The sequence below is a fragment of the Planktothrix sp. PLAVEN19ND genome, from assembly GCF_057220675.1.
Genome location: NZ_CM170132.1, coordinates 1,482,420 through 1,498,125, shown reverse-complemented (window position 1 = coordinate 1,498,125; position 15,706 = coordinate 1,482,420). Strand labels below are relative to the sequence as shown.

General features: G+C 38.7%; 9 protein-coding genes. 5 read left to right on the top strand and 4 right to left on the bottom strand.

What is annotated here, in order from left to right; genetic code table 11:
* Positions 1 to 60: 60 nt before the first annotated feature.
* From AC2D3N_RS06405 to AC2D3N_RS06395, 3 genes are read left to right on the top strand one after another with little or no spacing between them, the layout of a single operon-like run.
* Positions 61 to 4,617 (top strand): PAS domain S-box protein, encoded by a 4,557-nt coding sequence (locus AC2D3N_RS06405; RefSeq protein ID WP_484693124.1) that lies wholly within the window; start codon positions 61 to 63, stop codon positions 4,615 to 4,617.
* A complete protein-coding gene (locus AC2D3N_RS06400) occupies positions 4,610 to 5,617 on the top strand; it encodes an ABC transporter substrate-binding protein (RefSeq protein ID WP_079679529.1) in 1,008 nt (335 codons plus the stop codon). Before AC2D3N_RS06405 ends, AC2D3N_RS06400 begins: the two co-directional genes overlap by 8 nt.
* Positions 5,614 to 7,305 carry a sensor histidine kinase gene (locus AC2D3N_RS06395; protein ID WP_484693123.1) on the top strand — a complete coding sequence of 564 codons (1,692 nt, stop codon included), beginning with the start codon at positions 5,614 to 5,616 and terminating at the stop codon, positions 7,303 to 7,305. The genes AC2D3N_RS06400 and AC2D3N_RS06395 overlap by 4 nt, the downstream gene beginning before the upstream one ends.
* Positions 7,306 to 7,530: 225 nt before the next feature.
* On the opposite strand, the gene AC2D3N_RS06390 is transcribed toward AC2D3N_RS06395, so the two are convergent.
* Together AC2D3N_RS06390 and AC2D3N_RS06385 are read right to left on the bottom strand one after the other, a co-directional pair.
* Positions 7,531 to 10,338: a two-partner secretion domain-containing protein gene (locus AC2D3N_RS06390; RefSeq protein ID WP_484693122.1), complete on the bottom strand. Its 2,808-nt coding sequence runs from the start codon at positions 10,336 to 10,338 to the stop codon at positions 7,531 to 7,533.
* A 62-nt stretch (positions 10,339 to 10,400) separates the two neighbouring features.
* Positions 10,401 to 11,882 (bottom strand): ATP-binding protein, encoded by a 1,482-nt coding sequence (locus tag AC2D3N_RS06385; protein WP_079677249.1) that lies wholly within the window; start codon positions 11,880 to 11,882, stop codon positions 10,401 to 10,403.
* A gap of 249 nt (positions 11,883 to 12,131) precedes the next feature.
* Between AC2D3N_RS06385 and AC2D3N_RS06380 the strand changes: the two genes are divergently transcribed.
* Together AC2D3N_RS06380 and AC2D3N_RS06375 are read left to right on the top strand one after the other, a co-directional pair.
* Positions 12,132 to 12,992: a GUN4 domain-containing protein gene (locus tag AC2D3N_RS06380; protein ID WP_484693121.1), complete on the top strand. Its 861-nt coding sequence runs from the start codon at positions 12,132 to 12,134 to the stop codon at positions 12,990 to 12,992.
* A 70-nt stretch (positions 12,993 to 13,062) separates the two neighbouring features.
* Entirely contained in the window at positions 13,063 to 13,737 is a 675-nt protein-coding gene (locus tag AC2D3N_RS06375; RefSeq protein WP_234996599.1) for an REP-associated tyrosine transposase, read from the top strand.
* A gap of 50 nt (positions 13,738 to 13,787) precedes the next feature.
* On the opposite strand, the gene AC2D3N_RS06370 is transcribed toward AC2D3N_RS06375, so the two are convergent.
* On the bottom strand, positions 13,788 to 14,864 hold the full coding sequence (locus tag AC2D3N_RS06370) for a class I SAM-dependent methyltransferase (RefSeq protein ID WP_484693120.1): 1,077 nt from the start codon (positions 14,862 to 14,864) through the stop codon (positions 13,788 to 13,790).
* Between the two features lie 273 nt (positions 14,865 to 15,137).
* Positions 15,138 to 15,671, bottom strand: coding sequence for a hypothetical protein (locus tag AC2D3N_RS06365; protein ID WP_079677245.1), 534 nt, complete (start codon positions 15,669 to 15,671; stop codon positions 15,138 to 15,140).
* Positions 15,672 to 15,706 lie beyond the last annotated feature (35 nt).

Here is a 15,706-nt window from a genome sequence, read left to right as displayed (position 1 = left end):
GTTAAAAGTAATCAGTTAACAGTTATCGGTTTACTACCTATTACCTAAAATCTTAATTTTATGTCTAATAATTCTGATAATTATTTTGTTTCTCCTTTACAGAAGGCTATCACGACCGATCCTTTGACTGTGACCCCAGAAACCATATTAATTGATGCGATCGCAATTTTTAACCAATCTCAAACCACCTGTTTATTAACTCCTAATTCCTTGGCAATCAGTCAGGGTAAAACCTGTATAATTATTACTGTAGATCATCGACCTGTGGGAATATTAACCCATCGAGATATTGTGCGTTTAATTGCTCGACGAGTTGATCTACAAAATTTGACCGTAGGCGCAGTCATGACCCAACCGGTGATTACCCTTCAAGAGACAGAATTTACCCATTTAAGTACAACTTTAAACCTATTACAACAGCATAATATTCGTCATTTACCCCTGGTAAATACCCAGGGTAAATTAGTCGGTTTACTCAGCCATCGAGATTTAAAAAATTCCCTAGAACCGACGGATTTATTGAAACTAAGAACCATTGAGGAGGTGATGAATTCAACCGTTGTACAAGCACCCGCTACAATTTCTTTATTAAAATTAGCGGAATTAATGAATTCTGCTCTGGTTAGTTGTGTCGTTTTAGTTGAGGAAAGAATTGACAATCAAGAACGATTTAAAATTCCGGTGGGTCTGATGACGGAAGGAGATATTCTCAAGTTTCAAGCCTTAGATTTAGATTGGAATTTAGAGGCTCAAACCGTCATGACTACCCCCCTATTTTGCCTCAAACCCAATGATACATTATTAGCGGCTCATCTGTTAATGCAGCAATACAATATTCATCGAATCCCGATTGTGGGCGATCGCGGGGAACTGCTTGGTATTATTACTCCAACGAGTATTTTACAAGCCATTAACCCGATTGATTTATTAGAATTAGTAGATTTATTACGACAAAAAATTAATCATTTAGAAGCAGAAAAAGTGCAATTACTTCAAATTCAAAATACCAAACTTGAAGAAAAAATTCAGGGACGCACAGAGGCTTTAAAACGCGCAAATCAACGACTACAAGCGGAGATCCAAGAACGAAGTTTGATTGAATCAAAAATAGCGTTACAGGCTTCCCTTTTAGAGCAGGTCAAAAATGCTATTATTGCGACAGATTTAGAGGGAACTATCATTTACTGGAATCACTATGCTCAAACTTTGTATCAGTGGACAGCCGAAGATGCCCTAGGTAATAATATTATTGATTTTTTTGTTCCTCTGGATCAACAAAATTTAGCCGAGGAAATTGTTTATGAAGTTATCAACACAGGATATTGGGAAGGAGAATTTACCACCTCGCGTAAAGATAGTAGCACTTTACCAATTCATGTTTTTGATACCTTAATTCGAGATCGGGAGGGAAATCCCATGGGTTTAGTGGGAATTAGTTTTGATATTAGCGAACGGAAAAAAGCCGAACAACAATTACACCAACAAGTTCAACGGGAGCGGCTATTTTACCAAACCGCCCTCCATATTCGTCAATCTTTGAATTTAACGGATATTCTGAATAATGCCGTGGTGGATATTCGAGAAATTCTCCATTGTGATCGGGTTTTAGTCTATGAATTTGATTCGACATTTAATGGAACAATTGTGGCAGAATCCGTGGGAGAGGGCTGGACTTCATGCTTAGGGATGTATTTAGAAGATACTTGTTTTAAAACCCGAGGTGCTTTTCATTGTTTAAAGGGTAAAAAAACCGCTATTAATAATATTGAAGAAGCAAATTTATCAGAATGTTATCAACAATTCTTAACTCAATTTCAGGTTAAAGCCAATTTAGTCGTTCCAATTTCAATTCAAGATCATAATCAAGAAAATGGGAATTTTATTTGGGGATTATTAATCGCCCATCAATGTTTTTCTCCTCGCAATTGGCATTCGAGTGAATTAGAATTATTAGATGAAATTGCGGTGCAACTTTCTATTGGTATTCAACAATCCCAGCTTTATCAAAAGGCTGAAACAGAAATTCAGGAACGACAAAAAATTGAGCAAGAATTAAGACTTTTGAATCAAGAATTAGAAACTAGAATTTTGGATCGAACGGCTAAATTAGAGCGTCAAGAACGCAAATCCCGTCTCTTTGCAGAAATCGCTTTAAAGATTCGTCAATCTTTAGATATTGACCAAATTTTACAAACTACTGTTACAGAAGTTCAAAATATTTTAGGGTGCGATCGCCTGTTAATTTATCGAGTTTTTGACAATGGGACAGGAAAAACGATCGCAGAAAGTGTATTACCTGGATGGGATTCGATTCTCAATTTTGACTTTCCTGAAGAAGTTTTTCCCCTAGAATATCAACAACTTTATTCTAATAGAACCGTAAAAGCCATTGCAAACATTCACCAACAATATCAAGATATTACCCCCTGTTTAGTTGAATTTTTACAAGCATGGAAGATTAAAGCAAAATTGATTGTTCCGATTATTCAAAATCATAGTTTTTGGGGATTTATGATTGCTCATCAATGTGTTTCCCCGCGAAAATGGACGGATTTTGAGATTGAACTGATGCGAGAAATTGCCGATCAAGTGGGTGTGGCTTTAGAACAAGCTCAATTAGTAGAAACCCTGCGAGAACGAGAACAATTTATTGAAAGTATTGCCGATAGTAGTCCTAATATTTTATATCTCTACGATGTAGAGCAGAATCGCAGTATTTATAATAGCCGATCCTTAACGACCATTTTAGGATATACCTCGCTAGAATTATCGATAATAGGGGATAACTTTTCAATCCTTTTTCATCCTGATGATCAAGAAACAGTCATTAAACACCTAGAAGAAACGGCTCAAATGAGTGATCGAGAGATTAGTTATGTTGAATATCGCATCCAGCATAAAAATGGAGAATGGTTATGGTTTTCGAGTCATGCTACTGTATTTAAACGAGATTCATCGGGGAACACCCAACAAATTTTAGGCGTGGCTCAAAATATTAGCGATCGCAAACAGGCTGAAGATAATCTTAAACGTCAATTGGCGGCGGTAGAGGCTTCTATTGATGGAATTTCTATTTTAAAAAATGAAGAATATATTTATGTTAATAATGCCCACTTAAAACTATTTGGTTATAGTAATCCCGAAGAATTATTAACTAAAAATTGGCGAGTTCTTTATACATTGGATGTGGTAAAATGGTTTGAAAAAGATATATTTCCCCTGTTACAACAACAAAAATTCTGGCGGGGAGAAACCATCGGTTTAAGAAAAGATGGCACAACTTTTAATCAAGAAGTTTCCTTTACCGTTACAGAAGATGGGGATTATATTTGTATTTCTCAAGATATTAGTGAACGTCAAGCTGCCTTATATGAACGCCAACAAGCTGAAATTCAACTGCGTCAAACCAATGAACAATTAGCGATCGCCAACGCCGAACTCGCCATGGCTTCCCGTCTCAAGGATGAATTTCTAGCCAATATGAGTCACGAACTTAGGACTCCCCTCAACTCAATTTTAGGAATGTCAGAAGTCCTACAGGAACAAACCTTTGGAGAACTCAATGAACAACAAAATCAAGCACTAAGGCTAATTTATAGAAATGGAAAACACCTACTCGAACTAATTAACGATATTCTCGATCTCTCCAAAATTGAAGCCGGAAAATTAAACCTAGAATGCTCTCCCGTTTCTGCTAATGAACTTTGTCAACACAGTTTAAGTTTTGTCAAACAACAGGCCTACCAAAAAAATATTCGACTCAGTTATCAAATTGAAGATGTCACCGAAGCCCTGAATGTAGATGAACGTCGAATGCGTCAGGTTTTAATTAATTTGCTCAATAATGCGGTAAAATTTACCCCCGAGGGTGGACAGGTGCGCCTGGAAGTCAGGGGAGATCCTGATGAAAAAAAAGTTCGTTTTTCTGTAATTGATAATGGCATTGGCATTGCTCTCGAAGATCAAGCGCAATTATTTCAAGTCTTTGTTCAAATTGATAGCCGTTTATCCCGACGTTATGAAGGCACAGGTTTAGGATTAGTGTTGGTAAAAAAATTGGTGGAAATGCACGGGGGGACAGTTACCCTCGATAGCCAACCCGGAAAAGGCAGTTGCTTTACCGTTGCCCTACCTTGGACTCAGGCCCCGTGGGGAGAATCTCTGAGGTTAACTCCAGCCGAACTTTTGGATAGATCAGCCCTGTCTTGGATCGCTCCGAGTGGGTCAAAACGTCCTCTAATTCTGCTGGCTGAAGATAATCCCGATAATATTCAGACCTTGCTTAACTACTTACAAGCTAAGGGGTTTGATTTGGAAGTGGCTAGAAATGGGATCGAAGCAGTTCAAAAAGCGAATAGTTTACATCCAGATTTGATTTTAATGGATATTTCCATGCCAGAAATAGATGGTTTGGAAGCCATGCGCCAGATTCGGGCTGATCCACAAATGGCCAACCTACCGATAATTGCCTTAACAGCCTTCGCGATGGCCGGGGACAGGGAACAATGTTTGGCTGCCGGGGCAAATGAATATCTGCCTAAACCCGTACAAATCCGGCAGTTAGTTCAGTTGATTCAGAATTTTCTATTTGAAAGTCAGAGGAATTTCCATGAATAATCGTACAATTTCAGCCAAAAAATCCCTGATCCATTTCTTTTCCCTGGGCATTTTAATCTGTATCAGTTTGGGAATATTAATCAGTTGTTTTGAACAACCGATAACTCCCCTGCTTGTAGGCGTTAATAATTGGCCGGGTTTCGCCCCTTTATATTTAGCCGAGCAGTTGGGTTACTATCAAAATAGTTCGATTCATATTGTTGACTATCCCTCTACAACCGAAGTTAGTAGCGGGCTGCGTAGTGGGAATTTACAAGCAGGAGGGATGAGCATTGATGAAACCTTAATCCTGGCGGAAACCTTTCCAGAGGTTCGGGCAATTATGTTGATAGATGTATCCAATGGTGCAGATGTAATCCTGGGGAAACCGGAGTTAAAAACCCTAGCAGATATTAAAGGAAAAAAAGTCGGGGTGGAAAACACCGCATTAGGGGCTTATATATTGAGTCGGGGACTCGATAAAGCGGGACTTTCTCTACAGGATATTACTGTTGTTTCCCTGGGTTACTCGGAACATGAAGCCGCGTTTAAACAGGGTGAAGTTGATGCTGTTGTTACCTTTGAACCGGTTCGGTCTAACTTACTGGCAACGGGTGCTAAAGTCTTATTTGATAGCAGCAAAATACCGGGGGAAGTAGTGGATATGTTGGTGGTACGTCAGGATATCTTAGAAACTCAATCTAAGAATTTAGAGCAGTTGGTGCGGGGCTGGTTTATGGCATTAGATTATTTCAAAAAAGAACCGGAAAATGCGGCTGAAATTATGGCAAAACGGGGAGGAATCACAGCGAAGGAATTTTTGTCTTCTCTGAAACTATTGAGTTTTTTTACACCCATAGAAAATAAAAAACTTCTCTCCCAAACCGATCCGAGTCTGGTTAATTCTGCTAAAAAATTATCTAAATTAATGCAAAACAAGGAACTACTACAGTCAAATATAGATTTTTCATCTTTGTTAGATGCTCGTTTTTTCACTCAATTGAATCAATCTAATCCATGAAACGTTTTGCTTTTAGTCTACCTCTGCGCATTACTATTCCCAGTTTACTTCTATTTTTAAGTAGTGGACTAGGTTTCTGTAGTTTTATAACAGAAGTAAACGCAACCTACAAACGTCAGGAAAATAGAGTTTTAGAACAGGCAGATTTTTATAGTGAAAAAACTGTTACCCTCTTAGAATTTGTTTTACGACGGGCTAACATGGATAGTAAAAGTTTAGATGGGGCAAAGCTGGTGATTGGTGAAATGGGAGAAGAACCTAACTTAAAATTATCAGCTTTCTTAGATGAAAATAATGTTGTTGTTTTTTCCAATTATTATCAATTACAACAAAAACCCATAATTAATACAAGTTTTTCCTATCTTTACCCCCAGATTCAAAAGGCTAAACAAACCAAAGTTAGAGAAAAAGTTTGGTCAGATAATCAGCTAATTTTAAAGGTGATTACCCCGGTCATACTTCCCCCCAAACCCAATCAATTGCGTCCTCAAGTGGGAACTCTACTCTCAATTTATGATCTGACTCAAATCAAAAAACAAGCCTATCGAGATGCTTTAAACCGTTCTTTACAAATGAATGCAGTGGTACTGATTATTTGTTTATTAGTGTGGTTATTTTTTGAATTAACTTTAACCAAAAGAGTCTCGCGGTTAGTATTAGTTAGTCAGAATTTAGCTCAGGGAAATTTAAGCGATCGCAGCCGTCTTGAAGGGTCAGATGAATTAGCTCAAATTTCTGCGGCTTTTGATCAAATGGCGGAGAAAATTGAACAGGATACCTATATTTTACAGGAATCTCAAATCGAATTACAACAAAAAGCCACCGAATTAGAAAAAGCTCTCACCCAACTCAAACAAACTCAAGCTCAATTATTACAAAGTGAAAAAATGTCTAGTTTGGGACAATTAGTAGCTGGAATTGCCCATGAAATTAATAATCCAGTGAGTTTTATCTTTGGCAATATCACCTATGCTAAAGAATACACAGATAGCTTACTGAATTTAATTTCATTGTATCAAACCTATTATTCCCACCCTGTCACAGAAATTCAAACCGAAATTGATGATTTGGATTTAGAATTTTTGGAATCTGATTTACAGAAAATTTTCCAGTCCATGCGAGTTGGAAGTCAAAGAATCGCTGATATTGTCCTATCCTTGCGTTCATTTTCCCGTTTAGATGAAGCCGATATTAAAACCGTTGATTTACATGAAAATCTGGATAATACCCTGATGATTTTAAAGCATCGTCTCAAAGCCCAAGCGTCTCGACCGGAAATTAAAGTGATCAAAAATTATGGAAAGATTCCCTTAATTCACTGCTATGTTGGTCAACTGAATCAAGTCTTTATGAATATTTTTATGAATGCTATTGATGCCCTAGAAACAGCCCAAAAAAACAGCCCGCCACAAATTTCTATTCATACAGATATCCTGACTGATTCAGACCAAAAACAATGGGTAAAAATTGAAATTTCTGACAATGGTTTGGGAATGATTGAAACCGTTCGCAGTAGAATTTTTGAACCCTTTTTCACCACTAAACCCGTCGGTCAAGGCACCGGAATGGGTTTAGCCATTAGTTATCAAATTATTGTGGAAAAACATCAAGGTCAACTCCTATGCACCTCTACACCCGGAGAGGGGAGTACCTTTGTGATCAGCTTACCCGTAATCAGTCATCAGTAATCAGTTATAGCAGGGAGCAGGGGGAGCAGGGGGAGCAGGGGAGCAGGGGGAGCAGGGGGGGCAGGGGGAGCAGGGGAGGCAGGGGGAGCAGGGGAGGCAGGGGAGGCAGGGGGAGCAGGGGGAGCAGGGGGAGCAGGGGGAGCAGGGGGAGCAGGGGGAGGCGGGGGATGTAAACTCCTTCTATTACCAATTCGTAATTCGTAATTCGTAATTCGTAATTACCTCTTAACATTGAGGAGGTAAAACACCCGCAGGCTGTGGTTTACCGTTGGGGGGATTAGTAACTAATTCGATTACCCCATCAGCCCGAACTATCCATCCTTGGGCTTCCTGAATTTTGGGTTGTAGAGACGCGCCATGGTGGGTCTCCACAGGAGATGTGGGGGTGACAGGGGATGTTGTCGAGGGTTCAACCAAATTAATCCAATTGATGACCGTCGGTTCAGAACCCAAAGCATCATTGGGACTCGCAGGTAAACCCCCGCGTCCGGTAATTACAAATTGATTTTGTTGATTTCCCGAACAGCGGGTCGCAATTAAGGTGGTGGGGTCAACTAAATTACTCGGTAACGACCCTATCCCGGCACTAGGGTCAACTTCTGGACTGCTAATTTCCACCGCCCCACTGAATGCTGCCCCTAACTCACTGGTGGCGGTAATATCACTTTGGGGAGTCTGAAATTCCCGAAACTGGGTTCCAAACACCCCTTGAGCATTAATTCTCACCTGTCCTCCTTTCCCCGCTTGAGCATTAGCTGTGATATCACTGTTTTCTAAGGCAACTAAATTAGAAGTACCCAGGGTAATATTTCCCCCATCGGCGTTGCTGGCATTGGTGGTAATTTGGCTATCCCGTCGCAGTTCCACTGTTCGCGCCTGTAACCGAATATTTCCTCCGGTTCCAGCGACGGTGGCGGCACTAATGGTTCCTTCGTTATCTAATAAAACCTTATCCGCTTGAATTTCTAAGTTCCCGGCGGCTCCTTTATTGGTTCCCCGCACCCCAATTTCCGCCCCATTTCGCACCGTTAACCTTCTGGTATTAATCCGCAAATCCCCGGCACTGCCCGCCCCACTGGTATTCGACTCAATGGAACTGGGAACAATACCATCGCCAATAGTTCCAAAGGAAACGGATTCTACGGATTTGTCAATATTGGTGGCAAACCCTATAACATCAATGGATTCCGAGGCATTTAGGGTTAAATTTCCCGCCGCTCCTTCCCCGCCAGTCGCCGCCGAAATTTGGGCGCCATCACGCACCACCAACCGTTGAGTATTGACGGTTAAATCCCCGGCGGGTGCAGTACCTTTTTGTCCCTCAACGGTCAACAGGGAAGATGAGGTGAGTAACCCACTCAAAAACCGGCCATCCTCCGATACTCCCCGCAGTTGCACCGATTCCGCATTCACGGTTAAATTGCCCCCTTTCCCTGCTCCCGCCGCTGAAGCAGATACCTGCGCCCCTTCAGCAACGGTCAGTTCCCGGCTGTTAATCGTGATATCTCCCGCGCCTCCAGTACCCAAGGTGGCGGTAAATAATCCCCCCGGGGAAGCGACGCCCGATTTCACCCCCCGCAGTTCGACGGTATCGGCATTCACCGTAATATTTCCCCCCTGACCTTCCCCGGAACGTCCGGGACTGGTGATGATATATCCATCTTGGAGGACGCGCAATTGGGGGGTAATAATATTGATATCTCCAGAATCGCCAGGGCTAATGGTTCCGGTGACCACAATCGAACCATTAGTAATATCAACGGATTTCGAGGCTAACAGGGTAATATTTCCCCCTGACCCAACCCCCACGGTGGGGGTTAAAATGGTCGCCCCATTCATCACCCGGAGTTGGGGGGTTTCCAGGGTGACGTTTCCCGATGCTCCTTCACCCGCACTCACACTAAAAATACCGTCATATAGATTAGTGGGACTAAACTTTTCCGATAATAATTGTTCGATGAAGGATAGGGGTTGAGTGCCCACTAAATCAATCGAATTTTTGGCTTTAATATTAATATCTCCGGCGTTTCCTGTACCAATGGTGGAGGAGGAGATAAAGGCACGATTATCTAATTGAAATTGTTCGGCTTGAATTTGGATTCCGCCACCATTAAGGGCATCTAAAGTATTAGCAAGAATTCGAGAACTATCGGTTAGGGAAACCGTTCCTCCTTGGATGGTAATTAATCCTCCTCCGGCTCCACTGGTATCAATTTGACTTTGACGTAATAATTGAATCGAGCCGAATTGGAGGTTAGGAGAGTCAAATTGTTCCGGCTGGGGTTGTAAAGACCAAGTGCCATTTTTTAGGGCTGCTAATTCGATTCTACCATTAAAAGCGGTAAGATTGCCTTGATTTAAAACCACATCTCCCCCGATTAAACTAATATTTTGACCGGGTTGAACTTGTAATCCTGTTGTTGCACTTTTGCCATCCACTCCTATGCCTAAAGCTTGGGATTGATTGGTGATGGCCCCGGGCTGTTTTCCCAGTTGTAACCCGATAGGAATATTAACGGTTAATAGGGGCGGTGCTTGGGGATTAGTGGCACTAAATTCACCGCCATTATTAAAAATAATACTATTAGCGGTACTAGCAGTAAAAGACCCTCCAATATTTAATTGAGCATTGGGGCCAAATAAGATGCCATGGGGATTAATTAAGAATAAATTGGCTGTGCCATTGGCTTGAATTAAACCCTGGAGGTTAGAGATATTATTGCCAGTAACGCGACTAATAATATTTTTAATATCCACGGAGTTATTGAAAAAGGCGGCAACACCTTCGGGAACTGAAAAGTCTTTAAAACTATGGAATAAGTTAATCCCATTTTGGGTTCCACCTTCGATTTTAATGATACTACCATTGGGGGTAATAATAGTATTTTGAGGTAAGGTTTGATCGGGTATAATTTGAGCGATCGCTTTTGATAAATTCCAACCATTAATCAAAGGAAACACCAACAAAACTAATGTTGTTTTCACAAGAAATTTATGGTTTTTAAGTAAATATTCTGAAGTTGAAATTTTCATATCTAATTCCTTTAATGTAATGAAGGTTTGAAAACTACAGTCGATGCAAAATGGATGATCAATTAATTTCCCTGAGTTAAAATAGAAACTTGTTTTTTATACTCATGTTTTTGAGTCGGCATTTCCTGAGTAATGGGAATTTCAATAATAAATTCTGTTCCTTTCCCTGGGGTAGAAATACATTGTAAACTACCTTTATGTTTTTCAACCACAATATTTTTACTGATAGATAAACCAATCCCCGTCCCCTTACCTACAGGTTTTGTGGTAAAAAATGGTTCAAATAGATGGGCTAAAATTTCCTCGGTCATTCCCCCGGCATTATCACTAATTTTAATCACGACATTATGATCATTAATAATATCGGTTTTAATCAAAATGTGACCAGGATTAACCTGCAATTCTTCAATATTTTTTTGTTGATTGTTTTCTTCAATCGCATCAATAGCGTTGGCTAAAATATTCATAAAAACTTGATTCATTTCGCCTCCATAACATTCAACTAAAGGTAAAGAGGAACTATATTCTTTGATTACATGAATCGCCGGATGATCCTGTTTTCGTTTTAACCGATTTTGTAAAATCATTAAGGTGCTATCAATCCCTTCATGAAGATTAGTTGCTCTCATTTGAGAACCATCCTGACGGGCAAAATTGCGTAAACTCAGCACAATTTCTCGAATCCGTTCTGCACCCACCTGCATCGATTCTAACATCTTAGGCAAATCTTCTAAAATAAAGTTTAATTCTACCGCTTCCACCTCCTGTTGAATCACCGGATGGGGATTAGAATAATACTGTTGATAGAGTTCAAAAATCTTTAAAAGATTGTCAGTGTATTCTTGAACATAGGCTAGATTTCCATAAATAAAATTAACCGGATTATTAATTTCATGGGCAATTCCAGCTAACATTTGCCCGAGAATTGACATTTTTTCGTTATTCACTAATTGAGTTTGAATAATCTTAATTTTCTTGAAACACTGTTCTAAAGCAATTTGATTATTTTCTGATTCTATAATAGATTTTTGTAATTCTTCTTGCTGGGATTCAACCTTTATTTCTAATTGATAATTAATATTTTTAAGCTGTAAATTTTCTCGTCTCTCTGTTTCTAATTCTTGTTTTAATTGATTAAAACTTTGCCGGACTTCTTTTCGATTTTCAGCCAACTTCCAATAGTTGTTTAATTTCAGTAAAAACTCCTCAGTCTCTAAACAAGTAAATAGATAATCTATCACTCCTAAACTCAACCCAGTTTTGATAGTCTCTTGATTTTGAGAAGTTGTAATCAAAACAATTGGAATATTTAGACCCGAACTCTGCAAATGTTGACACAACAGATATTCATTCTCCCCCAGCACAGAAACCGCAATAAAAATCAAATCAGCTAGAGATAATTTTTCCATAGAAACAGCAGCTTTATCTGGATTTATCCAGAATAAATTAACCTGTTTTTGACTAAATAAATCTAATAGAATCCGTAGGTCAATTGAATGGTTATCAATTATTAAAATAGTGGTTAATTCGGACTCACTCATCATTTATTCTTCCTCAATAAATAGGTAAAATCCACTGTTGATTACCTTTAACAAATTGTTTCAACATGGGATTTGACAACTGACCTCTATAACACTGATTATTTCTTTCCCCTGGCTTACCCCAGACTCCCTTAAGAGAACCCCGATATTCAAATCATACAATATTGTTAGGAAATGACAGGAAATTGGCGGATCAGGTTTTGAGGATGGGGGAATGTTAACATACAACAAACCCCCTAATCCCGACTTTCGATGAGCTTTCCATGCCCAGTCTGTGACTCTAACTATCAAAAACCGATTCCAGAAACTTGTGTAGTCTGTGGATGGGATTTACAACTCCATGTATCTATACCAGAAGGTTTAAAACAGGATGAAAAATGTTTAGATTGGGCAAGACAAACTTGGAAACGTCTCCAAACTGTCGATATTTCTCAACAAAAAACCCCTTCTAAAGCAAAAAAAAGATTAACCGTTGCTGACCTTTTACCTCGGTTAGAATCCTTGGAAAATCAACTGCAACAAGCTACTTTAGAAAGACAAAACCTACAAAATTTGTTAGAATGGATATTACATTACTTAGAAACCCTTGACCCTGAATTATTAGTTAATATAACTCCTTCATCTTACCCAAATTTCCCCCAATCAGAACTTAGTATAGACTACAGTTCACTCATCGAATTATTAGCCAATGGAGATTGGAAAACCGCCGATGAATATACCTGGGAATTGATTTTATATATTGCCGAAAGAGAAGCTGAAAAATGGTTAAGACCAGAAGATATTGAACAGTTTTCCTGTACGGATTTAAACACCCTAAACTGGCTCTGGGAATATTATAGTCAGGGATTATTTAGTTTAACAAGTCAATGGCAAATTTTCTATGATTTAGAAGGAGATTATCCAAAGTTTTGTGATCAAGTTGGTTGGCGACGAGGAGAAAGTTGGCTTTATTATGAAGAACTAAATTTCACCCTAAATGCACCAATAGGACATTTACCTATTGTTGGTTGGCGAAAAAGAGCCTGTTATGGTGTAGGTAACACAACACCAAATGAAAATTTATCCTTAATCTTTTCTCGCCTTTCCACCTGTAGTAAGCCCTTCAGGGCTTAATCCTCTCAAATAAAAATATAAGAGAAAGCCCTAAATGGCTCACTACTTTATGATCTCATGTGTTAAAACAATGGTAGTAAGCCCTTCAGGGCTTAATCCTCTCCAACCTAAAAATACAGGAGAAAGCCCTAAAGGGCTTACTACTTTTATGATGTATGAATATCGTAAACTTACACCTGAGCAACGCAAAGAACTGGTTAAACAACGGTTAGCCAAAGGATTTCCTCCCCACTCACCTCCCCATCCTATTCAGATTGAAGCTTTTTATTTATTAACTGTTGCTTGTTATGAACACCAACCCTATATTTCAACACCCCATCGTCGTCAAGAATTATTAAATTTAATTTTTGAACAATTTATTAATGCAGGTTTTGATATTCGGGCTTGGGTTATCCTTCCTAATCATTATCATTTATTGGTTTATGTTGATAAATTTCCAGAATTAAGCCGTTTATTTAATATTATTCATGGGCGAACTTCTCGTTACTGGAATTTAGAAGACCAAGTGACAAAACGCAAGATTTGGTACAGTTTTTCAGACCGGATGATTCGCAATGATAACCATTATTATCAAACTTTAAATTATCTCCATTTTAATCCGGTTAAACATGATTATGTTCCATCTCCCTATGATTGGGAGGAAAGCAGTGTTCATTGGTATATTGAAGATTATGGTCGCCAATGGTTACGCGATGCTTGGGTGCAATATCCGGTTAAGGATTATGGGAAGGATTGGGATGATTGAGAGAATAATAAATAAATAAATAAGAAAGCCCTTCAGGGCTTACTACGAAGTTATTTAGGTTTTTTTAAGATTAAGATATCCTGGTAGTTAGTGGCGGGAGTTCGTCCGCACCATAACCCATAATATTTGGCGGAAACTGTAAAACCTAATGCTTCAATCCACTGCATTACTAATATTTCTCGATGACCCATGTCACTTTCGGGAATTTCTAAATTTGAGAAAAATGAGTCTTCAAATTCATGGATTAAATTTTGAGAACTTTTTCCAGCCTTAATTAGAACTTCCGATTCTTCATTTAACAAAAAGAATGTACATAAACACCGTCCTCCCGGCTTGAGAACTCGATAAACTTCTTTGAGATAATTTTGAACCGCATTCGCATATAAATGGGTAAATACGGAAGTTAAGAAAACAAAATCAAATTGTTCATCGGCATAGGGAAAATCATAGTTTTCTACTTTAATTGTTCCTTCTGTATTATAGCGTTTATTATAAATATTCGCCCATTGAAAGTTAAAGTTAGGTCGATGTTCATGAATCACAGATTGATTCCATTTAATCCATTTTTCAACAATATCAAACCCTTCATAACGGGCAGTATCATCTAAATAATAGGCGAGGGAATAGGCCATGCGACCCACGCCACATCCCGCGTCTAAAATAGATTCGTGGGGTTTTAATTGAGCTTTATTAACAAAATGACCGAGAAAATCACAGGCGACAAATTTAAAACTTCCTCCCACTCCAACCCGATCTTCTTTCTCGGGAACCGGAAGAATAGATTCTAATAAATTAAATAAAATTTCTCCTGCCTGTCCCTTGACTAAAGGAATTAATTGTACTAAAGTATTAAATTTATCCGGTGCAATCCCCTCTATAGGAATATAAATTAAAAATCGAGCTTGGTCAGCGTTAGGTAGGGTAGGAAATAGTTTATAAACATCGGGACTAGGCAGGTTTTTTTCAATTTTGAATTGGGTGATTTCTTGACCCCCAATCATTAACTTAAATCCTTCTATGGGTTCACCTTGAATTGAAGTTACCCATCCTTTTAAACGGACTTGATCCGCTTCTAGGGTAACATCTCCTAAACAGCCGAGGGTTTTGAGGGGGGGATGAGAATTCATAAGATGATTTTTGGTAACTTTAATTGAATGAAGAATTATTACCTTAATTTTATTAGTTTGTCAAGATTTATAGAATTAAAAAATATCAAACATGAATTTTATGTTAAAAACATAGATAGTTAATTCAAATCCAGTATATTGTTGAATTAGGAATTTTTTTGTCTCCAAAATTTAGTTCTAGTGGATATTTAGGAGTAAAAATTATTCTCCCCTCTCCGACTTCAAAGAGAGGTGGAGTTTAATCACTATTACCTATTTTTTGATTTAGACTGACTACAATAAACGTTCTAAACTCTTGACTATAGCCGCCAGTTGTTCTGAATCATATTCCCAACGTTCTAAGAAATCTTGATAGATTCCTGCTCCGGTTTGAACACTGTTTAATAGTTGTTGAAGCCGCGATCGCAAAGGAGAAAAATTCAACTGTTGAATTAAATTAGAAGAACGTTGAACAACCTGTTGTGAACTTTCCTGCATTTCTAGGTTATTGTGTCGATGATGATAGACGACCATTGCCGCGGACATCGCCACATTTTTAACCAGTAAATCCGACACAATTTCCGGCGAAGTTTCTAAGGCTTGAATGATAGAAACAATGGGCTGATCAAAACAAGAACGAGCATCGGTTAAGTAGGTCACAAAAAATCCCCTGGCTCCATTCTGAGTTTTGACTAACTCCGTGATCACCTTTTCAATTTCAGCCTCTGGTAATGAGTTCTCTTCTAATTTATTTAACAACAGTTGGGTAATTTCTATACCTTGCTCAAAGGTAATATTTTCTGGAACTGATATAGATGAATCGGTCATATATCTTTTTTAAATTAAGACTTTGAACACACCTA

Coding starts and splice junctions, on each gene's coding strand:
- AC2D3N_RS06400 (WP_079679529.1), top strand. CDS start 4,610: ATGAATAATCGTACAATTTCAGCCAAAAAATCCCTGATCCATTTCTTT.
- AC2D3N_RS06375 (WP_234996599.1), top strand. CDS start 13,063: ATGGTAGTAAGCCCTTCAGGGCTTAATCCTCTCCAACCTAAAAATACA.
- AC2D3N_RS06370 (WP_484693120.1), bottom strand. CDS start 14,864: ATGAATTCTCATCCCCCCCTCAAAACCCTCGGCTGTTTAGGAGATGTT.
- AC2D3N_RS06385 (WP_079677249.1), bottom strand. CDS start 11,882: ATGATGAGTGAGTCCGAATTAACCACTATTTTAATAATTGATAACCAT.
- AC2D3N_RS06390 (WP_484693122.1), bottom strand. CDS start 10,338: ATGAAAATTTCAACTTCAGAATATTTACTTAAAAACCATAAATTTCTT.
- AC2D3N_RS06405 (WP_484693124.1), top strand. CDS start 61: ATGTCTAATAATTCTGATAATTATTTTGTTTCTCCTTTACAGAAGGCT.
- AC2D3N_RS06395 (WP_484693123.1), top strand. CDS start 5,614: ATGAAACGTTTTGCTTTTAGTCTACCTCTGCGCATTACTATTCCCAGT.
- AC2D3N_RS06365 (WP_079677245.1), bottom strand. CDS start 15,671: ATGACCGATTCATCTATATCAGTTCCAGAAAATATTACCTTTGAGCAA.
- AC2D3N_RS06380 (WP_484693121.1), top strand. CDS start 12,132: ATGAGCTTTCCATGCCCAGTCTGTGACTCTAACTATCAAAAACCGATT.